This window comes from Azospirillum thiophilum (assembly GCF_001305595.1).
GTDB classification, from domain to species: domain Bacteria; phylum Pseudomonadota; class Alphaproteobacteria; order Azospirillales; family Azospirillaceae; genus Azospirillum; species Azospirillum thiophilum.
In genome coordinates this window covers 202,716-224,122 of the sequence record NZ_CP012406.1, presented here as the reverse complement: position 1 = coordinate 224,122, position 21,407 = coordinate 202,716, and the positions used below count along the sequence as shown (strand labels likewise).

Below are 21,407 nucleotides of genomic sequence, written 5' to 3'. Positions count from 1 at the left end.
GGGCCGTGGACTTCGGTGACGAAGGGGAGGCGCGCAGCGCCTTCCTCACGGCGGGGGCGATCTCCGCTGTGCGTGGCCGCCTGATGCAGGCCGGCTCGACCGCCTGCATCGACTGCGACACGGCGATCCCGCCGGCCCGCCGCGCGGCCCTGCCGTCGGCGACCCGCTGTGTGGTCTGCCAGGAACGACATGAGCGGGGGCTGTGATGATGCCGGATTGGCTGAAGGAATGGTGGCCGTTCATCGCCGTCTCGATCGCCATCGGTTCCCCTCTGGTGCAGGCGTGGGTCGGCTGGTCGGTCCGCGCACGGTTCGCCTCCAAGGACGATCTGGCGGCCGAGGCGAAGGCGCGCAACGAGGCGATCGATACCGAGCGCAAGTCGCGTCACGAAAGGGAGGCCGAGATGCGGGAAGCGGCGATGGCGGTGCGCGGTCGCCTGGATCGCGTCGAGACCGCCATCGAGCATCTACCGACCGCCGAGGCGGTGGCGACCCTCACCCTTCAGCTGACCCGCGTGGAAGGGAAGCTGGCCGTTTTCGAGGAGCGCGCGAACGGCTTCGTCGCGCTGTTCGAACGCACCGACCGTCAAGTTCAAATCATGGACGAGTTCTTGAGAAGGGCGAACTCATGACCGCTGACAGCGCCTTCCTGGCCCATCTGAAAGAAGACCGCCGCCTGGTCGTCCTCCGACTACTGAAGGAGGCCGGCGGCAGCGCCAACGACAGCATCCTGGAAGTCGGGCTGCAGCAGCTCGGCCATCGGCGCGGCCTGACCCGTGAGGTGGTTCGCACCGAGCTGGAGTGGCTGAAGGAACGGCGTCTCGTCACCCTGGAGATGTTCAAGGACACCGTCATGGTCGCCTCGATCACGGCGCGGGGGGCGAGCGTTGCGGACGGGCATGAAAAAGTTGAGGGCGTGAAGGTTCCCTCAATCTTCTGAAAGGCGCTGGGATGGACAACAACACTCTGCCCGATCCGGTCGACGTCGATCCCATGATCGAATGGCGCCGGCATCTTCGATTGAACCTCTTGCGCACTTTGACCAAGGTGCCCGGCTACACTTCCCCTGAAACGGTACTGGCCGACGTTGCCCGGCGGCATGGCTTCGCCGCCAGCGGCGCGGTGGTCCGGGAAGAACTGGGCTGGCTCGGCAACGTCGGGCTGATCGTGGTGAACCCGGTTCCCAACTGGCATCTTGTGGTGATGCTCACCGACGCGGGCGAAGACGTCGCCGAAGGTCGCGCGCGTGTCGATGGCGTTGCACGAGGACAGCCCTGATGGCGCGTTCGACCCTCGACCGTCTGCCCAAGGAAATCCGCGAAGAGCTGGGTCGCCTGCGGGAAGACGGATGGACCATCGACGAGCTGCTGTCCAAGCTGCAGGAACTTCGTATCGCCGGCCGCATCGATCTGGACGTGTCGCGCTCGGCGGTCGGTCGCTATGTGCAAACCATGGACAAGGTCGGCGAGCGCCTACGTCGGTCACGCGCCATGGCCGAGGGGCTGGTACGCCAACTTGGTGACGAACCCGACACGCGGATTGCCCGGCTCAACATCGAAGTGTGTCAGACGCTGATCTTCGACCTGATAAACGGCGAGGACGGCGAAGGCGCCAAGCTGGATCCCGAACAGGTGATGTTCCTCACCAGCTCCATCCAAAAGCTCACATCGGCCCGCAAGACCGACGCCGAGCTGATCCTGCGTCTTCAGACCGAGGCGGACAAGCGCGCGATCGCCGTCATGGAGGCCACGGCCAAGCGCAAGGGCCTGTCGGCCGACACCATCGCCGACATCAAGAAGGACTTCCTCGGCATCCGGAAGGCGTCATGAAGCTCCGGCCAGCCGTCGAGGATGACTTCAAGCGCCTGCCGACCGAGATCCCCTCACTCGGTCACAACGGCGGTCCGCCGTTGGACCTGTTGCTGGTCTACCAGAAGGCTCTGCTGGAGACGACGGCGCTGACCTCCGTCGTGGTCGTCGAGAAGTCCCGCCGTATCGGCTATACGTGGGCGATCGCCGCCGACGCCGTCCTGACCTCTGCCGCAGAGAAATCGGCGAAGGGCATGGACACGCTCTACATCGGCTACAACCTGGACATGGCGCGGGAGTTCATCGACACGGCCGGCGCATGGGCGCGGCTGTTCGATCGCGCCTGTTCGGCCACATCGGAGGAGGTGTTCGACGACGGGTCGGACGATGGCATCAAGGCGTTCCGCATCACCTTCGCCAGCGGCTTCGAGATCGTCGCCCTGGCCTCGCGCCCGCGCAGCCTGCGCGGCCGGCAGGGCTTCGTCATCATCGACGAGGCCGCCTTCCACGACGATCTATCGGAGCTGCTGAAGTCGGCCATGGCGCTGCTGATCTGGGGCGGCAAGGTCGCGGTCATCAGCACCCACAACGGCACAGGCCATCCCTTCAACCAGTTGATAGAGGACTGCCGCGCCGGCAAGAAGCCCTATGCCGTGCTGCGCGTCACCTTCGACGACGCGCTGAAGGACGGGCTCTACAAGCGCATCTGCCTGGTCAAGGGCGAGGAGTGGACGGCCGAGAAGGAGGCCGCCTGGCGGGCCGAGATCGTCGGCAGCTATGGCGACGCCGCCGACGAAGAGCTGCACGTCATCCCGAAGAACAAGGGCGGCGTCTGGCTGCCGCGCGAGCTGGTATTGGCCCGCATGTCTGCCGACATCCCGGTCTTGCGGTGGGAGTGCGAGCCGGGCTTCGTCGACCTGCCGGACTATGCCCGTACCGCCGTCGCCACCGCCTGGTGTCATGAGCACCTGCTGCCGCTTGTGAAGCGGCTCGACCCGGACCGCATGTCGGTGTACGGCCACGACTATGCGCGTCTCCGTGACGCCTCCGTCGGCATGCCGGCGCAGATCATGTCCGACCTGACCCTTCGCGCGGCCTTCCTCATGGAACTGCGCAACGTTCCCGACGAGGAACAGAAGCTGATCGTCCGCTTCATCCTCGAACGCCTGCCGCGCTTCGTGAAGGGCGCGATCGACGCCGGCGGCAACGGCGCCAGCTTGGCCGAGCGAATGCGCCAGCTGTTCGGCGCCGCGCGGATCGAGGAGGTGAAGTTCTCGACCGAGTGGTATCGGGTCAACATGCCGCCGTTCAAGGCCGCCCTGGAAGGCGCGTCACTGCTGCTGCCCAAAGATGCCGACGTGCTGGTCGACTTCGGTCAGCTGGAGATGCGCGACGGCGTGGCCCAGCTGAAGCGCCAGCAGGCCCGCACCACCGGGGCCGACGGCAACAAGCGCCATGGCGACGCCGCCATTGCCGCCGTCCTGGCCCATTACGCCAGCCGGCTGCCCACGGCCGAGTACGACTACACGCCAGCCCGGACGGCCGAGGCCAACAAGCGCCGCGACCTGCCGGACTTCATCGACGACGACGACCGCGGCGGCCTGTTCGGCGCCGGCGGCTACTGAGGCGACCCATGCCAGCGATCCGCGTGACCTCTCCGATCCTCGACCCGAACACCGGCAAGCCCATCGTCCGCGAGGTGCTGACCGAAGAGCTGTCCGGTCCCACCGTGACCGGCGTGCGCCAAGTGCTGGCCGACCATCCATCGCAGGGACTGACGCCGCGCGAGCTGGGCTCGATCCTGCTGTCGGCCGAACAGGGCGATCCGAGCGCCTATCTGGCCCTCGCCGAGGACATCGAGGAGAAGTTCATCCACTACCGCTCGGTGATGGGCACGCGCCGCCTGTCCGTCTCCCAATTGGACGTGACGGTCGAGGCCGCCAGCGACCAGCCGGACGACGTCGAGGCCGCCGACCTGGTGCGGCTGGCGATCGCCGACGACGCCTTCGCCGACATCCTCTATGACCTGCTCGACGGCATCGGCAAGGGCTTCAGCGTCGCCGAAATCGTCTGGAACACCTCCGGCCGCCAATGGATGCCGGCGCGGATCATCTGGCGCGACCCGCGGTGGTTCGTCTTCGACCGGATCGACGGCACCACCCTGCGCCTGCGCGACGGCGGCGCCGTCGACGGCGTCGACCTCGACCCCTTCAAGTACATCGTCCACCGGCCCAAGACGAAGTCCGGGATCCCGATCCGCGGCGGCTTGGCGCGGCCGGCCTGTTGGGCGTGGCTGTTCACTGCCTTCGGGACCAAGGACTGGCTGTCCTTCGTCGAGACCTACGGCCAGCCGATCCGCGTCGGCAAGTATGGTCGGGAGGCGTCGAAGGCGGATCATGCCGCCCTGCTCCGGGCGGTGCGCAACATCGCCTCGGATGCCGCAGCCATCATCCCGGCCAGCATGCAGCTGGAGTTCATCGAGGCCAGCAAGGGCGCCGCCAACGCCGCCGTCTTCCAGGGACTGGTCGAGTTCTTCGAACGGCAGACCAGCAAGCTGGTGCTGGGCCAGACCGCGACCACCGACGCGATCGCCGGCGGCCATGCGGTCGGGCAGGAACACCGGCAGGTTCAGGAAGACATCGAGCGCGCCGACGCCCGCCAACTGGCGGTGACGCTGAAGCGTGACCTGGTCGTGCCGATGGTCTCGCTCAACATGGGGCCGCGCCCCGCCTATCCGACCATCCGGATCGGCCGGCCGGCGCAGGATGATCTGACGTTGCAGCTGTCGGCGCTGAAGGAGCTGGTGCCGCTGGGGCTGAGGGTCAGCATGTCGGAAGTGCGCGACAAGTTCGGCTTCGCGGATCCCGACGAGACGGACGAACTGCTGGCCAAGCCGGCGCTGCCCGCCGCGTCTGCGCCGCCGCCTGATCGGGCGGTGACTGCCGATGCCCCGGCCTTGACCTCTCAACAGCCGGCCGGGCAGGGCGATGCCGTGGACGGTCTGGTAGACGAAATGCTGGGCGACTGGCAACCGATGGCCGCACCGCTGGTCACCGCCGTCCTGTCGGCGGTCAAGGACGCGACCAGTGCTGAAGACTTCGTGTCCCGCTTGGTCGCAGCCGCCGCCGACGACCATACCGGCGCATTGCGCGAGAGTCTGGCCCGCGGACAGTTCATGGCCCGTGTGGCGGCGCGGGTGGGAGCGGTCGACTAGCCATGGCCGTTCCGACCCTTACCCCCCTTCCCCCCGAACAGGCGATCCGCTTCCTGGAAGCCAAGGGCTACCGGGTCGGCTTCAGCTGGAAGGACGTCTGGCAGGAAGAGCATGCCGTCGCCTTCACCGTCGCCAAGATGATGGAGGTCGACCTGCTGGCCGACGTCCACCGATCGTTGGTGGCGGCGCTGAATGACGGGCAGTCCTTCGACCAGTGGCGCAAGGGGCTGGAGCCGCTGCTGCAGGCCCGCGGCTGGTGGGGCAAGGCGATCGACACCGATCCGCTGACCGGTGAGGAGCAGGTGGTGCAGCTGGGCAGCCCGCGCCGGCTGAAGACGATCTTCGACACCAATGTCCGCATGTCCATGGCCGCCGGCCAATGGGAGCGGATCGAACGGCTGGCGCCTGCGCGGCCCTATCTCCGCTATGTCGCCGTCAAGGACGAGAGGACGCGGCCCGAACATCTCGCCTGGAACGGTACGATCCTGAAGGTCGGACATCCCTGGTGGGACACCCACAGCCCGCCCTGCGGCTGGGGCTGCCGCTGCACCCTGCAGCAACTGTCGGCGAAGGATCTGGAACGCAACGGCTGGACCGAGACCGCCACACCGCCGCCGCTCGACCCGCGGCCGTGGGTGAACAACCGCACCGGCGAGACGGTGGAGGTGCCCGCCGGCGTCGATCCCGGCTTCGGCTACCACAAGGGCAAGGCGGCGCGCGAAGCGGAAGCGGCACGACAGTTGATGGAGAAGGCCGCGGTCCTGCCGCCGGATATGGCAGTCGCCGCCTTCAACCCGCAACGCTGGGCGGGTCCACTCGCCGACAGCTTCGCTACTTGGTATGACGGCATCGACTTCAACCGTCCCAAGGGAGAAGTCCGCGTCGTTGGAATGCTGTCTCACAAGGTACTGAACAATCTGGAAGCGAAGGGGATCGTTCCGGAAAGTGCGGCGATAACTGTCAACGACAGGGATTTGCAGCATGCCCAGCGTAAGGCTCACGAGTTGGATGGGATCATGATCCCGCATGATGCCATGCGTCGACTTCCGTCTCATCTCGCCAATCCAAGCGCCATCTTGTGGGATCGCAACCAGGATCATTTGGTCTATGTGTTCGATGCGGCGCCGGGCGGGGCGAAGCCCACTGGCAAACTCGTGATTCACGTCGACGTAAGCCGTAAAGGGCGGACCACCGAAGGAACCCGCATCCGTGTTGTGACCAACCCTCTGCACACCGCTTATCTAGTTGATCCACGGGCTTTGCGGGATCCCGGTACATTCGAACTGATCGACGGGGCGATCTGAGAGCCGCCGGGGAGGACGCCACCCCCTCCGTATTCCGTGCCCGCTGCCAGGGCGGGATCGGCGAGCCGGCTGCGCTGTTTGCCCGGTCGTCCGGCGGCTCCCTCAGAATATAGGCTGACGGGGACGAGAGGGGAAGCCCGCCAGATCGCCGCTGGTGCGCTTTGCCGGCATCCGACGCACGACGACGGCGGCGGACCCCCGGACCGGTTTAAAAACCTGTTTAAACGGCCGGCGCGGCACCATCGGATCGAAAGGGGTGCCGCGCATGGACGCCGCCGCCCTCGAAATCGACCGAAACCCCCTCGCAACTCGCCCCGGTTCATCCTTCCGTCATCCCCGTCAGAATGACGGCATGACGATCCAGCGATCCCCGATCCCGCCCCATGGCGCCGGCACCCGTGAAGTGCCGGCGCCGGTCCTTTGCGCCACCGGCCCGGCCGGCGAAGCGGTCGCCACCTGCGCCTTCTTCGCCGACCTGACCACGGCGGACGGCGTGGCGCCCCGCCGCATCCGGCTGCTGCCGGTCGGCACCGTCACGCCGAACGACGGACGGGAGCCCTGGACGGTCAAGGACGCGGCGGCCGTGGTCGCCGCCTCGCTGGCGACGGCCCCGCATGGGCTGCTCGCCATCGACTACGACCATGCCGCCGACCTTGCCGCCCCGAAGGGTGGTGCCGCGCCGGCGTCCGGCTGGATCACCGGCCTGCAGGTCACGGCCGACGGCATCCAGGCCGACGTCGAATGGACCGAGGCCGGCGCCCGCGCCATCGCCGCCAAGGAGTACCGGTTCATCTCGCCGTCCTTCCGGCACACGCAGGACCGTCAGGTCACCCGCATCATCGGCGCCGGCCTGACCAACCGGCCGGCGCTGTCCGACCTCCCCGCACTTGCTCACCAACACGGAACATCCATGGATCCGATCCTCGCCGCGGTGCTGGAGGCGCTTGGCCTGCCCAAGACCGCCGACCAGACGACCGCTGTCGCGGCGGTTACCGGCCTGAAGGCCACCGCCACCACAACCGCGCTCTGTGCCGCCGCCGGCGTCGATGCCGGCGCCACGGCCGAGCAGGTCGTCACCGCCGTCGCGTCGCTGAAGGCCACCGCCGGGCAGGTCAAGGCGATCGCCTCGGCCGCCGGCCTGGCCGAGACCGCCACGCCGACGGAAATCGCCACCGCGGTCACCACGCTGAAGGCGAACGCGTCGGCGGCCACCCTGCTGGAAACGCAGGTCGCCACCCTGTCCAGTCGCCTGCAGGCGCTGGAAGGCGACAAGCTGACGGTCGAAGTCGACGCGGCCATCGCCGCGGGCAAGTTCGTCCCGGCCCAGCGCGGCGAGCTGGTCGCCCTGGCATCGGCCAACAAGCCGATGTTCGATCGTCTGGTCGCCACCGCGGTTCCGGTGCTGAAGGCGGGCGAGCAGCTGGGCGGCGGTGCGCCGGCCGGCGGCGGGCTGACGGCCGAACAGAAGGCGGTCTGCGCCGCCATGGGGCTGTCGGAGGACGCCTACAAGAAGTCGCTGGGCGCGCAGCCCGGCAAGGAAGGCTAGGCGATGGCCGCCCTGACCAACGACCGCAACACGCCCGAACGCTCCGGCGGCTTCACGCACCTGGAACGTGACCTCGCGGCGTCCACCACCATCTTCGCCGGCTCCATGGTCGCGCAGAACGCCGCCGGCGCTGCCGTGCCGGCGGCGGCGACCAACACGCTGACCGTGCTCGGCCGTGCCGCGCACCGCGCTTCCACGGCGGCCGGCTCCACCCTGCCGGACAAGGTGCGCATCGACCGCGGCACCTTCCGCTTCGCCAACTCGACCAGCACCGACGCCATCACGATCGCCGACTACGGCAAGCCCTGCTACGCGGTCGACGATCAGACGGTCGCCAAGACCGACAACTCGGCCGCCCGGCCGAAAGCCGGCATCATCCGCGACGTGGACGCCCTGGGCGTCTGGGTCGAGTTCTAAGGAAACCGCCCATGCTCATCACCCCGGCAAGTCTGCTTGCCCTCTACACCGGCTTCCAGGCCTCCTTCCAGCAGGGGTTCGGCAGCGTCCAATCCCAATGGAACATGGTCGCGATGGAAACGCCGTCGACCACGTCGGCGGAAAACTATGGCTGGATGAAGGATATCCCCGGCTTCCGCGAATGGATCGGCCCGCGCGTCGTCCACAACCTGGAAGCCGCCGGCTACACCATCCGCAACAAGTCGTGGGAACTGACCGTCGGCGTCGAACGCGACGACATCGACGACGACAAATTCGGCATCTATGCGCCGATGTTCGGCGAGATGGGGCGTCAGACCGCGTCCTTCCCCGACCGGCTGGTGTTCCCGTTCCTGAAGACCGGCTTCAGCACCGCCTGTTACGACGGCCAGTATTTCTTCGACACCGACCATCCGGTCATCGCCGAAGACGGCAGCACGGTGTCGGTGTCCAACGTCCAGTCCGGCAGCGGACAGCCGTGGTTCCTGATGGACCTCAGCCGGATGATCAAGCCGGTGGTCTACCAGAAGCGACGCTCCTTCGACTTCAAGCGGATGGACGCACCGACCAACCAGGTGGTGTTCGACCAGAAGAAGTACGTGTACGGCGTCGACGGCCGCGCCAACGTCGGCTTCGGCTTCTGGCAGTTGGCCTTCGGATCGAAGGCGGACCTGACCCATGACAACTACGCCGCGAGCCGTGGCGCCATGCAGACGTTCAAGCGCGACCATGGCGACCCGCTGGGCATCAACCCCACCCATCTGGTCGTGCCGCCGGCGCTGGAGGGCAAAGGCCGTCAGATCCTCGAAAACCAGCGCAAGGCCAACGGCGAGGACAACGAGTGGAAGGGCACTGCCCAGCTCGTCGTCGTGCCCTGGCTCGCCTGACCGGAGTAACCGAGCATGGAAAAAGACCTGCTGATCGCCGCCCGCCCGGCCGAAGGCTTCCGCCGCTGCGGCCTGCATCACCCGCCGGCCGAGGTTCGCCACCGCGCCGGCACCTTCACCGAAGACGAGGTGAAGGTGCTGAAGGCGGAACGGAACCTGATCGTCATGGAGGCCGATCCGGAGGCCGCTGAGGAGGGCGCCGACAAGGTTCCCCAGACCAAGGCCGGGCGGGCCAAACCGACCGGCGCCGGCGCCTGACCGGCGGGGCGGCGGGTCATCCGGCCCCCGCCCCGATCGGCTCCGACGTCAAACCATCCTGCGAGCCCGGCATGTCCTACGTCACCAAGCCCGTCCTGATCGCCCGTTACACCGAAGCCAAGCTCCGCGAGCTGACCGACCGCGAGGCGCCCTATCAGGACGCCATCGTCGACACTGTGCTCGACCAGGCGATCACGTCGGCCGACAGCGTCATCGACGGGCATCTGTCCGGCCGCTACGCCCTGCCGCTGGAACAGGTTCCGACGCTGCTGACCGACGTGGCCGCGCGCCTGACCTATGCGGCCCTGTTCATCGACATGGCGCCCGAGAAGGTGACCGCCGACTATCAGGCCGCCATGCGGACCCTGCGCGACATCGCCGGCGGCACCGTCCGGCTCGACGTCGGCGGCACCACCGCGCCGGCGGCGACGGCCGACGGGATCGAGGTCGTGGCCTCCGACCGCGTCTTTGGTCGGGACAACCTGCGGGGCTGGTGATGGCCGATCCCACCGGCGCTTCGATCAGGATCGACGACGCGGACCTGCGCAAGCTGCTGGGCCGGCTGGCGGCTTCCGCGCAGGACATGACCGGGCTCATGGAGCAACTGGCGGCACAGGTCGAGTTCGACACCCAGCGCCGGTTCGAAACCCAGACCGATCCGGACGGCAACCCCTGGCCGCCGTCGCTGCGCGCCCTGGCCGAGAACGGCGAGACGCTGACCGATACCGCCCGGCTGCGCCAGTCCATCACCAGCCGCGCCGGCCGGACCGAGTTCGAAGTCGGCACCAACGTCGTCTATGCCGCCATCCACCAGTTCGGCGGCACCGTCCACCGGCAGGCCCGGCAGCAGACGCTCTACTGGCACCATGCCGGCAACACCGGCTCGGCGGCATGGCGGGCATCGCGCACCTTTGGTGACTGGAAGTTCGCCAAGAAGTCGCGGGCGAACTACAGCGAGGTTCATACCGTGAAGGCGCATGACGTCACGATGCCGGCCCGTCCTTTTCTCGGCTTGGCGGAGAGCGGCATGGCTGTGCTGGGCGAGATCGCCCGCGACTGGCTGGCCGGCGCCGGCGGGCTGGGCGCCGCATCATGACCACGCCGATCGATCTGGTCGAGGCGGTACAGGCCCGCCTCCGCGACAAAATTCCAGCCGAGACCCTGCCGGACATCAAGGGCGAAGCCGACTTCGCCAAGCTGATTTCCGAGAAGCGGCTGCCCCAGCGCCTGCCGGCCGCCTTCGTGGTCGCGACGGGGTGGAACGCCACCTTCCAGCGCCGGGTCGGCGCCGTCAGCCACGACATCGCGCAAGGCGTCGCCGTGGTGCTGGTGCAGAGCCATGCCGGTGACGCGTCGGGCGACAAGGCCCGTGCGTCGGTCTGGCCGCTGGAGCTGGCGGCGGTCACGGCGCTCGCCGGCTGGGTGCCGGCCGCCGGCTATGCCGCCTTCGCCGTCACCGAGAGCCGCCTGCAGGGGCTGGGCAGCGCCGGATCGGCCGGTGCGGTCGCCAGCACCCTGTCCTTCGTCACCGAGTGGAAACTGCACGCCAAGGAAGTCTCATGAAGCGCGCCATCGACACCATCGTCCACGACCAGGCCGCCGGCCCGGTGCCCGCGGGCACTGCGGCCCCGCCCGAAGCCGAAGCCGCCGGCGCCGCGGTCGAGACCGTCCAGGCGGTCGATCCGGCCGCGCCCCCGGTCACCCCGGAACCGCCGGCCGCCGCGCCGTCCACCACCAGCAAGCGCCGCACCCGCGGCGAGGAGTAAGCCAGCATGGCGACCCTGCCCAGCTACCCGGTCCATTGGGACCACAAGACGGTCCTGGCCGCCGTCGAAACCGCCTTCGGAGAGGGCGCCGCGTCGCTGGCCGGCGTCGACGCCGTCCGGCTGTGGGACGTGACCTGGACGCCCTTGGAGGCGGACACCAAGGAGCTGCCCTACGTCAAGCCGTTCAACGGCGCGAACGCGTCCATCCTGCTGAACAAGCGCAGCAAGCTGTCGGCCAAGGTGGCGCTGGTCGGCGCCGGCACCGGCGGCACCGGCATCCCCTGTTGGGACCGCTTCATCCGGGCGGGCGGCGCGGTGCGGGCGCAGGTCGCGGCGACCCCGGCCGCCACCATCGCCGCCACCGCGACGAAGACGTCGGGGGACGGCGCCTTCACCTACGCCCGCACCACCATGTTCGGCGGCGTCCTGCCGCGCATCGCGACGCTGACCTGCACCACCGGCGGCGGCAGCGGCGTGGCCGCCTTCACCGTGTCGGCGCCGGCGGCCGGCGACCAGCCGGCCTACAACCAGACCGGCGTCGTCATGACCACGGCGTCGCCCTTTGTCCTGCCGGGTGGAGCCGTCATCACCCCCGACGCCATCGGCACGCCCTTCGGCGCCGGGGACATCTTCACCATCGCCCTGACGCCGGCCGGTTGCACCTACACCCCGTCGAGCGACCGCGCCCGGCACAAGAGCCTCGAAATGGTGCTGACCCTGCCCGATCCGGAGGATGCAGACCAGGTGCAGCTGTGGCGCATGCTCGGCGGCCATTGCGCGATCAAGGCGACCGGCGCCTCCGACGATTACCCGTACTACGAAGTCGAGGTGACGGCCGACTATGCGGCGCCGGCGCTCGATGTCGAGATCGAGCCGGTCTACACCGACTGGCCCGATCCGCTGGTCGTCAGCACGGAAAACACGCCTGTTGCCCAGCTGTTCGGTCACGACGTGGTGCTGGAAAGCTTCGGCTGGGATGCCGGCAACACCGTCGAGTATGTGACGCGCGTCGGCCGCAAGGGCGCCCGCATCCAGGACGCCAAGGCGATGTTCAGCGCCAAGATCGAGGCACCGTCGATGTCCTCGGTCGACTTCTTCGCCCTCTGCACCAGCCGCGCCTACGGCACCTTCCTGCTGCAGCACGGCTCGGCCGCCGGCGAGGCGGTCGTGCTGCGGACCGACCGCTGGCAGCTCGACCCGCCCAAGCCGGGCGAGAGCAAGAAGGACTTCATGTTCGACCTGTCCGGCAAGGCGGTGCCGACGACCGAGGGCACCGACTGGTCGATCTTCGCCTCTGCCGCCGCCTGACCGCCAGCAAGGAACCCAAGTTCATGAGCAAAGCCGCCTTCATCCTCGACGACAGTCTGACCGTCGACGCCCCGGTCCTGATCCAGGTGCCCACATCCACCCGGACGACGGGATCGGCGCCCAAGCAATCCTTCGTCACGCGCACCGCCTTCGTCACCTTCCGGATCCCGATGGAAGAGGAACTGGACGACGTGCTGGAGGAGGTCGCCCGTCACAACGAGAAGCTGAACCGCCAGATCAGCGACGTCGAAACAGAGCGCGAGGAGGCCGCGGACGACGAAGCCCGCATCGCACTGGACAGGAAGCTGGCCGAGCTGCGCAAGACGGCCAGGCTCGGCCAGGTGGAGCAGCTGAAGGCGTTCATCGTCGGCCTGCCGGCCGGCCATGGCTTCGCCGAGAAGGACGGGACGCCGTGCGAATACTCGCCCGAGCTGATCGAGCGGCTGTGCCAGTTCCGTGCCGTTCGCAACGCCCTGTGGGCGGCCTTCCGCCTGGTCATCAATGGAGACCCAAAAAAGGGAAACTGATCGCCGCCGTCCGCCGCTGGGCGGGCGGCGATGCCCCGGCCCAGCGGCGGACGGTGTCAGCCCGTCCGACCGCATCGGACTGGGCGGAGCTGACGGGAAAACCGGCGCCGGACGGGGCCGAAGACGACAGCCCGGCCGATCCGGCTCCGGACGTGGTGCGGGTCTGGTCGGGTGTCTGGCCCATCTTCGAGCTGTTCACGATGGCCGAGCGGGTGTGGCGCTATCCGGCCTTGGGCGGTCCTCCCATCGGCCTTGATTGGGGGCAGGTGCGGGCTCTGGCCGATGGGTACGGGGTGCCGTGGGATCGTGAGACGCTGACCCTGCTGCAGGCCGCAGAGGTCGAGGCCGCCGGCATCTGGACGGCGGAATGGAGGAGGAAGAACCCGCCGAAGGGTGCCCGGTAGGGGCATATCCGGCCGGAACTCGGTACGGTGCGGCGGGTGGCGTGATGGTCGAAAATGACCATCGCGCTATTCCCGTTTGCGGTGGTTCCCTTGTCCAGCAGCACAATGAAGGTCGCATTCCAGTTCGTGGCGGACGCCGCAGGTCTGGTCGGTGGCATCCGTGTTGCCCGCGAGGAGATGGAGAAGCTCAATTCTGCAACGGGCACGGCTGGTACGGGGCTACGTCAGTCAACTGGTGATGCAGCAGAGGCGGCAAAAGGTGTCGCCTCGGAACTACGTCAGGTGGGAAGTGCCGCCAATGAAGCCGGGGCGGCACTGGACAGAGGTTTGGGCAGCGGTGCGGTCACTGCCATTGGTCGCCAGAGACAAGCCGCCAAGGGGCTCGGCGAAGAGATGGGGGCGGTCAGCGCGCGGGCCGCCGTGTTGCAACAATCGGTGCTCAGGCTTAGCGACGAGCACACGGCCGGCGCGGCAACCACTGCACACCATCGCGATGCCCTTGCGGGCTTTGCCGATGGTCTCGATACCGCCAACGACAATACCCTGACGCTGTCGAGCGCCATTTCCGGACTAAAGGGTGGGCTTGCTCTTCTCTTTTCAGCAATGGGTGGAGAGGTTCTGCGACGCTACGGCGTACAGGCGATCGAGACGCGTAAGCAGATAGAATTACTGGAAATTCGCCTGCGCTCACTGACTGGATCAGCAGTCGATTACGCTGATACTCAGAGCTACCTCGGAACCACGGCCGACCGCTTTAATGCCGACCAGTTGGCGCTGACCCAAACCTATACCCAGTTGCTCGAATTGAAGCGGGCTGACTTGGTTACGACCGGTCAGGCTCGGGCGCTGCTTGAGGGCTTCGTTAACATTCAAAAGGCGACCGGGGCCTCAACTGACACGCTATCTCTTTCACTTCAAGGTATGGCGCAGGGCTTCAGTTCTGGCGTGCTGCATGCTGAGGAACTTGCGCAGGTCACGGAGCCATTGCCTGGCCTGATGCAGGCGCTCGACCGTGCATCTGGCAATACGGCCGGCGGCTTTCGGCGGATGGTGAACGACGGCAAAGTGACGTCGTCCATGTTTCGGGATGTCCTGATCAAAGCGATGCAGGATTATGCCGGGGCGGCGGAAAAGGCCGCTGGTACTATTGAAGCAGCGGAAACCCGACGCGAAAACGCTTTGCGCCGCTTGCGCAATGAGGTGGGACGGGAAGCATCCAGGGTTTGGAACGAAGGCAGCGACATTGTTGCAGATGGAGCAAACTGGGCTACCAGTTTCCTGCAAGGCAACAGTCGCACCCTTGAGGTCAACCGGCTCGCGGCCCTCTACAAGAACCGCCAGTACGCGAACTATCAGCTTGAGCGGGCGACATCGGCTGATGATGCACTGAAATACTCCGACCGGCTGGAGCGCTTGAACCGGCAGATCGCCGAAGCCGAACGAAGCCTTTCTCAGTTGGGCGGCACGGCAGAAGACACACGTCGCGGTATGGCTGAGGTCTGGAAGGAGGTCGACACCGGCAATAAGGTCACTGCGGATCAGATTGCTGCTTTTACTGAGGCGGCGCAGGCCGCCGGTTTCAGTTACGACAAAGGGAAGCTGCTGACCACGGGTCAGGCTGATTTGGGGCGGGCGGTTAAGGCAGTAAACGACCTGCTGGTGAAGTCGCCATCGGCTTTGAAGGACATGGGGCTGGATGCCACCAGCCTGACCATGGTGCTCGAAAAGCTGAAGGAGAAGCTGGACCCAGTCACTGCCGCCATCGCTGAGTTGAACCGCGCGGCGGCCACAGTGGCGATCCTCCCGCGGTACCGCGACCTCTACACCCTCTTTGACAAGGCGACCGAGGAAAAAGGTCGGCCGCTGGACGTTGACGAAAGCGCCGACCTGACGGCGGCGTGGCGCAAGAAGCGCAACGCCGACAGTGCCGAGCAGGTGCGGCTGACCAACGAGGCGGCGGCGGCGGCCGACAGGCTGGCGCAGGCGCAGGTGAGTGGCAACCCGGCCACGGTCGCGGCGGCGCGGGCGGACCAGCAGGTGGCCGAGGCTCTGCGCGACGGCGTCATCGTCCAGGCCGATGCTGCGAGCTACCGGGCGGTCAAGCTGAAGGAGAACATGGCCGGACTGGCCGGTCAGGCCGGCGAGGCCGCCACCGCATCGAGCCGGCAGGCCCGCCAGCTGCTGGAGATGGCCGCCGCCACCGAACAGGGCGGCGCGGCCGTGGCAGCCGCGACCCTGAAACAGCAGATCGAGAACGAGACGCTGAAGGTCGGCGCCGGCGCCCATGGCGAACTGGCGAAGCGGCTGACCGAAGAGGATGCGGCGCGGCGTAAGCTGGCCGGGGCCCAGTGGGACCGTGACATGGATCTCCAGATCCAGGCGGCCAAATCGCTGGCTGAAGCCGAAGGGCTCGGGGGCAAGGCGGTCGCCGCCGCGACGGTCGCCAACCAGACGGCGGCACAGGTCGAAAAGGAAGGCGTCGCCATCGATGGCGAGCGTGCCAAGGCGATCGGTGTGAAGACGGCCGAGCTGGCGAAGTGGCAGGAACGGCAGAACTACCGCCGCTCGTTGCGCGAGACCGATGAAGACATCGCCCTGCTGCAGCGCGAGCTGTCGCTGCAGGGTGAAGGCGAGACGATCCGCAATCGGACGCTGGAGCTGGCGCGGGCCGAGCTGGACATCCGCCGCCAGTTTCCCAACGCGACCGAGGACGAGATCGCCGCTCTGCTGCGCAAGCATGAGACGACGATCCGGCTTCGCCAGGAGATCGCCGAGCAAAGGGGCCTGTGGGACGAGCTGGACCGGATCGGCGAGCGCGCCTTCGACCGGATCGGCAGCGCCATCACCGAAGCCTTCGTGCAGGGCAAGGCGTCGACGGTCAGCTGGGGCTCGGTCGCCAAGGCGGTCATGTCGGAGGTGATCCAGGCGGCGCTGCAACTGGCGGTCATCAACCCGCTGAAGAACTGGGCGACGGGCAGCGCCTCGCCGTCGCTGTGGTCGGCGGTTGGTGGCGGGCAGGCCGCGCAAGGGGAAGGCGGTCTGACCGGCAGCCTGACCAACACCGCCCTGTCGAAGGGCGCCGGCTGGGCGGCGGACAAGCTGGGGCTGACGAACGGCATCATGTCGGCGGTCGACAGCTGGGGGTACAGCACGCTCGGGATCGGCACGGTCGGCGGATGGGCGACGGCGGCGCCGGCCAGCGTCACAGCGGCGACTGCGGTCCCGATCTCCGGGGCGGTCAGCGCCAACGCGGCAACAGGGATCGCGGCGGCAGGAAATACAGCCGCCGCGAACACGCTCTACACCGGTGCCAGCAGCGGAGTTTCAGGCGCCGGCGTCGCCGGCGGCATATCCGCCTACCTGGGTGCCGCTGGCGCCGGCGCCTTCGGCGGCGGCCTTGTCGGCGGCGCGCTGGGCACTGCGACCAACAGCAAGGCGGTGGGCGGTCTGTCCGGCGCGGTGGCCGGGGCCGGATCGGCCTATCTGGCGTCGATCATGGGGATATCGTCTTTGGGCGGACCGATCGGGATGGCGATCGGCGCCGTGGTCGGCGCGATCATGGGCATGATCGGCACCCAGAAGGCGAGCGTCGGCCCCAACAGCTCCGGCAACGTCGTCATGGACGGCAAGGGCGGGTTCCGTACCGACACCGCGCTCGCCGACAACGGAGCCGATGCCGGCCAGATGCAGCAGGTGACTGACGGCGTCGCAACCGCCATGAACACGATCGTCACTGGCATCGGCGGCAAGCTGACCGGCGGCGACGGGCTGAACACCGGCCTGCTGCAGTTCTTCGCGAAGGACAACAAGTGGTACGTCACGCCGCAGCAGGGCGAGAACGCCGGCCAGAGGGCGTCGTTCGGATCGCAGGACGAGGCGATCCAGTACTATATGCGCGAGAGCCTCAAGGGGCTGATCGGCACCGGCCAGCTGACCGGCGTCGACGACGACGTCCAGACGGCGCTGAAGAACTCCAAGGCGACGACCGCCGAAGGGCTGGCCACCGACCTGGGCTTCGCCGCCGGCTTCCGCCAGCAGCTCGACCTGATGAACGCCAGCCTGGATCCGACCAACAACCAGATCAGGACCTTCACCGAACAGGCCAAGGAACTCGGCACCCAGATCCAGACCAACATCACCGATTGGAGGAACAAGGCCGGCGAACTGGGGCTGGCGACCGAAGGAGAGCTGACGGTGGCGGCCCGCCGCGGCATCGAGGCGATGATGGGGCTCGGCCCGGCCGTCCAGCCGCTGACCGGACTGGCCGCGGTGACCGAGCAGGCCAAGATCAATGTCGAGGCGTTCACGCCGGCATTGTCGGCGCTGGGCTATACGGCGGCCGAGCAGACCGACCTCGCCACGCGCTACACGCAGAAGCTCAAGGACGACTACATCACCTCGGTCCAGCTGGTGCAGCGGCAGGGCGCCGCCGCCTTGGCCGGTCTGACCAACCCGTCGGCCGCGACATCGATGTCCGACCGCTTCCGGACCTCGCTCGGTCTGGACCCGACGGCGAAGGGCGTCTCGGGCCTGATCGCGACCATGCAGTCGGTCGAGACTTCGGCCGCCCGCGGGGCCGTGACAATGGGCCAGTTGCAGGGGGCTCTGTCGCAGCTGGATCAGGCATTGATGGACGGGCTGGTGAGCGGCGAACAGTACAGCACGCTGGTCAACAGCCTGACCGCCGCTTGGTCGACGGCGAGCGGCGTACTGGGCGCCCTGCGGCAGGGAGCCATTGCGGTCGAGCAGGCGATCGACGCGAATTGGCGGCCCGATCTCGACGCCCGGCTGTCGGACGCCGGCCTCTCCGGCGGCGCCATCGAGGCCCTGCGGCCGACATGGCAGGCGGTGCTGGACGGTGCCGCTGCCGGCGCCGCCACCGCGGCGCAGATGCGCACCGCCCTGGCCGCCCTGGACGACCAGCTGCGCGCAGGCACGGTCACGGCCGATCAGCATAAGGCCGCAGTCAGCGTGCTGACCGCCGCGTGGCAGGACAACGCCACCGCGGTATCCGCCGCCGCCGAACAGGTGTCGTCGACCTGGTCGAGCCTGCTGTCCACCGCCGTCCAGGAGGTCGCGGAAAGCTGGCGGTCGGTGGTGTCGGATGCCCAACAGGCCGCCACCGCATGGGGCAATGTTGCGGACAGTCTGGCGCAGGCCAGCCGGGACGTCATGACCGACGGCACCTATTCGAACCTCGGTCCGCAGGGCCTGCGCGATGCGGCCAAGGGAGAGTTCGACCGGCTGCAGGGCGTTATCGCAACCTACACCGACGCGCAGAAGGCCGGCACGGCCACCGATGCCCAGCGCACCGCTGCGCTGGACGCTGCCGGCCAACTCGACGCGGCGGGCAAGACGTACCTTGAGGCCCAGCGGGCTCTGAGTGGCGACGGCACCGCCTACGACCAGACCCTGACCGACGTCCGCGCGGTGTGGGACAGCACCAGCCAGCTCGGCCTGACCCTGAAATCGGCCGAGACCAAGCGGGCCGAGGATGCACAGGCGACCATCGACCGGCTGGAGCGGCTGACCGGCATCGGCAGCGCGCAGCGCGTCCTTCTCGACCAGATCAAGGCGGCGATCGGCAGCGGCAACACCAACATGACCGAGTTGCTGGCACTGATCCGCCAGACACCCGGCTATCAGCGCTACAGCGCACCCAGCGACGTGCAATCGCGGTGGGACGGCATGTCGTCCGATGTCCAGCGCTCGGTCGCCCACACGCTGGGGTACAGCGGCGAACCGACCGACGCGGCGTTCAATGACTTCATCGTTGCCAACGGCAAGGCGTCGCAGTTCGAGGCGCTGGTCCGCACCGGCGCCGGCGGCGTCGACCGTAGCGGCGTAACGTGGCTGGAAGACTTCTGGGCCCGCTACCGCGCCGCCCTGTCGCTGCCCGAGGGCGAGCGGTCCAGCCTGTTCGCCGGCATGATGTCCGAGAAGGAGCGCGTGCTGTCCTCGCTGCCGGCCGCCGCCTTCCGGCCGATGTACGAGCGGGCCGTCCAGTTGCCCGAAACCGACATCGAGATCAACATCGAAGACGCGGCCCGTCGCCGCGGCATTCCCGGTTTCAAGGATGGCGGCTGGCATGCCGGCGGGCCGCGGCTGGTCGGTGAGCGCGGCATGGAGATCGAGGCGACGGGTCCGGCCCGCTACTGGAGCCACGAACAGACCCGCGACATCCTCAGCCCGAAAATGGTGACGGTGGACATGGGGCCGGTGGTGACGGCCATCGGCACCGTGCGCTCGGCCGTGCTGGAGATCGGCGGCCAGATCGCCGCCATGGCCGCCCGGCTGGCCGGGATCGAGGACGCGATCGACGGGCAGGCTGCCGAGATGCGCCTGCTCGGCAACAAGCTGCAGAAGCTGGTGACCCGATGACCGCCCTGATCGCCTGGATCGCCGAAATCGGTCTGACCCGGCCGAACGGCACCACCGAGACGCTGTATGTCAGCGACACGCCGATCCTGCCGTTTCCGCCCGACGATCCCGACCGGCCGAACCAGCCCTACCGGTCCCGGCTGGCCGGCCCGCCGCCCTATTCGGTCGGCACCCATGCCGACCTGTCGCGGCTGGCCGGCGACGTCGGCGCCGGCAGCATCGACCTGCTGAACGGTGACGGTGCCGTCTCCTATCTGGCCGGCTGCGCCATGGGCGCGGTGCATGTCCGGATGGGGAGTGAGGGCCAGTACTGGCACCAGTGGACGCCGGTCATCACCGGCCGGGCGGAGGCGCCGCAGCCGACGCTGTCCGCCCGCTCGGCCGGCAAGGTGTCTCTGCCGCTCTATGACCTGCGCGCCAGCCTCGACAGCGACGTCGTCACGCGGACCTTGGGCGGCACCAACGCCGGCGCCGTCGGCTATGACGGCACGCCCGACGCCGGCAAGGGCGACACCGTGCCGCTCTGCATCGGCCGGCCGGCCAACGTGCCGGGCAAGGCGGTCAACACGGTCTCCAGGACGTGGCTGCTGGACGACGGGCCGATCGGCACGCCCGGCGCGCTCTATGACCGCGGCGACGCCGCCAACCTCGGCTATCTCGGCAACATGTCACCGGCCTTTTTCGACGCCGCGACCTTGTCGTCAACGCAGTATGCATCCGACAACAGTCGCGGCTTGGTCAAGCTCGGCGGCACCATCGGTGGCGACCTGTCCATGGACCCGACCGGCCGCACAGACGCCGGCGAGACAGCCGCCTCGGCGATACGCTGGGCGCTGACCCGGCGGGGCATCGGCACGATCGGCGATACGCTGGCGGGGTGGGCACCGGCCGCAACGATCGGCGCTTGGTGGCCCGGCGCCGTGCGCTATCGCGAGCTGGTCGACATGATGGCGCGGTCGGAGGGGGCGGCCGTCCTGCCCGACGCGCTGGGTCGCTGGCAGGTCGCCCGGCTGGACGTGCCGGCCGGCCCGATCGCCAGCATCGGCGAGGGGCAAATCCTCGACATCGGCGTCGACGACCAGGATTTGGCGGTGCCGGCATGGCAGGTCACGGTGAAGGGGCGCCGCAACCATTTGGTTCTCGACCGCAGCCGGACCGCCGGCATCCTGTGGGACACCGACCGCGAGGTCTGGCTGCGCGAAGAGTGGCGCAAGGCCGTGGCGAAGGCCGACTGGGTCAAGGCGCGCTGGGGCGACGATGCCCGCTCCGTCGAGGTGGAAACCGCCTTGACCAGCCAAGCGGACATGGAGGCTCTGGCCTCGCGGCTGCTGGCCCTGTTCGGGCCGCGGGCGTCCGGCGAGCCGCGCCGGTCGCTGTGGGTGGTGGTGGAGATGACCGCCGCCCGGCTCGGCTGGCCGCTGGGCACGACCCTGCACCTTGGATATCCGCGCGAAGGGATCGCCGACGACATGCTTCTGGTGGGCAAGCAGTTGGCGTCGCCGTCGCGGCACCTCATGCGCCTGCGGTTTTTCGGGTGAGATGATGGGAACCGCAGCCGTCCTCGACGAAA

21 protein-coding genes are annotated in these 21,407 nt (G+C 68.2%); all 21 read left to right on the top strand.

All coding sequences use genetic code 11. The annotated features are described in order from the left end of the window. The first annotated feature begins 5 nt into the window (after positions 1 to 5). The 21 genes from AL072_RS35400 to AL072_RS29170 all read left to right on the top strand — a co-directional run bounded on the left by AL072_RS35400 (position 6) and on the right by AL072_RS29170 (position 21,375). The gene (locus AL072_RS35400; RefSeq protein ID WP_045585014.1) at positions 6 to 206 is read left to right on the top strand and encodes a TraR/DksA C4-type zinc finger protein; all 201 of its coding nucleotides are present in this window, start codon (positions 6 to 8) and stop codon (positions 204 to 206) included. Further along, positions 206 to 631 (top strand): DUF2730 family protein, encoded by a 426-nt coding sequence (locus AL072_RS29265; RefSeq protein WP_045585013.1) that lies wholly within the window; start codon positions 206 to 208, stop codon positions 629 to 631. Before AL072_RS35400 ends, AL072_RS29265 begins: the two co-directional genes overlap by 1 nt. Next, complete coding sequence (locus AL072_RS29260; protein WP_045585012.1) at positions 628 to 939, top strand: VpaChn25_0724 family phage protein; 312 nt, start codon at positions 628 to 630, stop codon at positions 937 to 939. The genes AL072_RS29265 and AL072_RS29260 overlap by 4 nt, the downstream gene beginning before the upstream one ends. Positions 940 to 950: 11 nt before the next feature. Further along, positions 951 to 1,277, top strand: a complete 327-nt coding sequence (locus AL072_RS29255; RefSeq protein WP_052710336.1) for a VpaChn25_0724 family phage protein — start codon at positions 951 to 953, stop codon at positions 1,275 to 1,277. Further along, on the top strand, positions 1,277 to 1,828 hold the full coding sequence (locus tag AL072_RS29250) for a DUF3486 family protein (RefSeq protein ID WP_045585011.1): 552 nt from the start codon (positions 1,277 to 1,279) through the stop codon (positions 1,826 to 1,828). The genes AL072_RS29255 and AL072_RS29250 overlap by 1 nt, the downstream gene beginning before the upstream one ends. Next, entirely contained in the window at positions 1,825 to 3,432 is a 1,608-nt protein-coding gene (locus AL072_RS29245; RefSeq protein WP_063840389.1) for a hypothetical protein, read from the top strand. The genes AL072_RS29250 and AL072_RS29245 overlap by 4 nt, the downstream gene beginning before the upstream one ends. Positions 3,433 to 3,440: 8 nt before the next feature. Continuing rightward, the gene (locus tag AL072_RS29240) at positions 3,441 to 5,021 is read left to right on the top strand and encodes a DUF935 domain-containing protein (protein WP_045585010.1); all 1,581 of its coding nucleotides are present in this window, start codon (positions 3,441 to 3,443) and stop codon (positions 5,019 to 5,021) included. A gap of 2 nt (positions 5,022 to 5,023) precedes the next feature. Further along, positions 5,024 to 6,325 (top strand): phage minor head protein, encoded by a 1,302-nt coding sequence (locus AL072_RS33130; protein WP_063840388.1) that lies wholly within the window; start codon positions 5,024 to 5,026, stop codon positions 6,323 to 6,325. Between the two features lie 352 nt (positions 6,326 to 6,677). Beyond that, a complete protein-coding gene (locus AL072_RS29230; protein WP_045585009.1) occupies positions 6,678 to 7,871 on the top strand; it encodes a phage protease in 1,194 nt (397 codons plus the stop codon). 3 nt (positions 7,872 to 7,874) lie between these two features. Further along, complete coding sequence (locus AL072_RS29225) at positions 7,875 to 8,288, top strand: hypothetical protein (RefSeq protein WP_045585008.1); 414 nt, start codon at positions 7,875 to 7,877, stop codon at positions 8,286 to 8,288. Positions 8,289 to 8,299: 11 nt separating this feature from the next. Further along, the gene (locus AL072_RS29220) at positions 8,300 to 9,193 is read left to right on the top strand and encodes a Mu-like prophage major head subunit gpT family protein (protein ID WP_045585007.1); all 894 of its coding nucleotides are present in this window, start codon (positions 8,300 to 8,302) and stop codon (positions 9,191 to 9,193) included. Positions 9,194 to 9,208: 15 nt separating this feature from the next. Continuing rightward, complete coding sequence (locus AL072_RS29215; RefSeq protein ID WP_045585006.1) at positions 9,209 to 9,451, top strand: HI1506-related protein; 243 nt, start codon at positions 9,209 to 9,211, stop codon at positions 9,449 to 9,451. A gap of 71 nt (positions 9,452 to 9,522) precedes the next feature. Continuing rightward, complete coding sequence (locus AL072_RS29210) at positions 9,523 to 9,948, top strand: gp436 family protein (RefSeq protein WP_045585005.1); 426 nt, start codon at positions 9,523 to 9,525, stop codon at positions 9,946 to 9,948. Continuing rightward, the gene (locus AL072_RS29205) at positions 9,948 to 10,547 is read left to right on the top strand and encodes a phage virion morphogenesis protein (protein ID WP_052710335.1); all 600 of its coding nucleotides are present in this window, start codon (positions 9,948 to 9,950) and stop codon (positions 10,545 to 10,547) included. The genes AL072_RS29210 and AL072_RS29205 overlap by 1 nt, the downstream gene beginning before the upstream one ends. Then, positions 10,544 to 11,014 (top strand): phage tail terminator protein, encoded by a 471-nt coding sequence (locus tag AL072_RS29200; RefSeq protein WP_045585004.1) that lies wholly within the window; start codon positions 10,544 to 10,546, stop codon positions 11,012 to 11,014. Before AL072_RS29205 ends, AL072_RS29200 begins: the two co-directional genes overlap by 4 nt. Then, complete coding sequence (locus tag AL072_RS29195; protein ID WP_045585003.1) at positions 11,011 to 11,217, top strand: hypothetical protein; 207 nt, start codon at positions 11,011 to 11,013, stop codon at positions 11,215 to 11,217. Before AL072_RS29200 ends, AL072_RS29195 begins: the two co-directional genes overlap by 4 nt. 6 nt (positions 11,218 to 11,223) lie before the next feature. Next, positions 11,224 to 12,525, top strand: a complete 1,302-nt coding sequence (locus AL072_RS29190) for a hypothetical protein (protein WP_045585002.1) — start codon at positions 11,224 to 11,226, stop codon at positions 12,523 to 12,525. Positions 12,526 to 12,548: 23 nt separating this feature from the next. Continuing rightward, positions 12,549 to 13,052: a hypothetical protein gene (locus AL072_RS35030; RefSeq protein WP_045585001.1), complete on the top strand. Its 504-nt coding sequence runs from the start codon at positions 12,549 to 12,551 to the stop codon at positions 13,050 to 13,052. Between the two features lie 53 nt (positions 13,053 to 13,105). Next, positions 13,106 to 13,456, top strand: a complete 351-nt coding sequence (locus AL072_RS35025) for a DUF1799 domain-containing protein (protein WP_045585000.1) — start codon at positions 13,106 to 13,108, stop codon at positions 13,454 to 13,456. Between the two features lie 54 nt (positions 13,457 to 13,510). After that, positions 13,511 to 19,837, top strand: a complete 6,327-nt coding sequence (locus AL072_RS29175) for a tape measure protein (protein ID WP_082109268.1) — start codon at positions 13,511 to 13,513, stop codon at positions 19,835 to 19,837. Continuing rightward, a complete protein-coding gene (locus tag AL072_RS29170) occupies positions 19,834 to 21,375 on the top strand; it encodes a hypothetical protein (protein WP_045584998.1) in 1,542 nt (513 codons plus the stop codon). The genes AL072_RS29175 and AL072_RS29170 overlap by 4 nt, the downstream gene beginning before the upstream one ends. Positions 21,376 to 21,407: the final 32 nt, after the last annotated feature.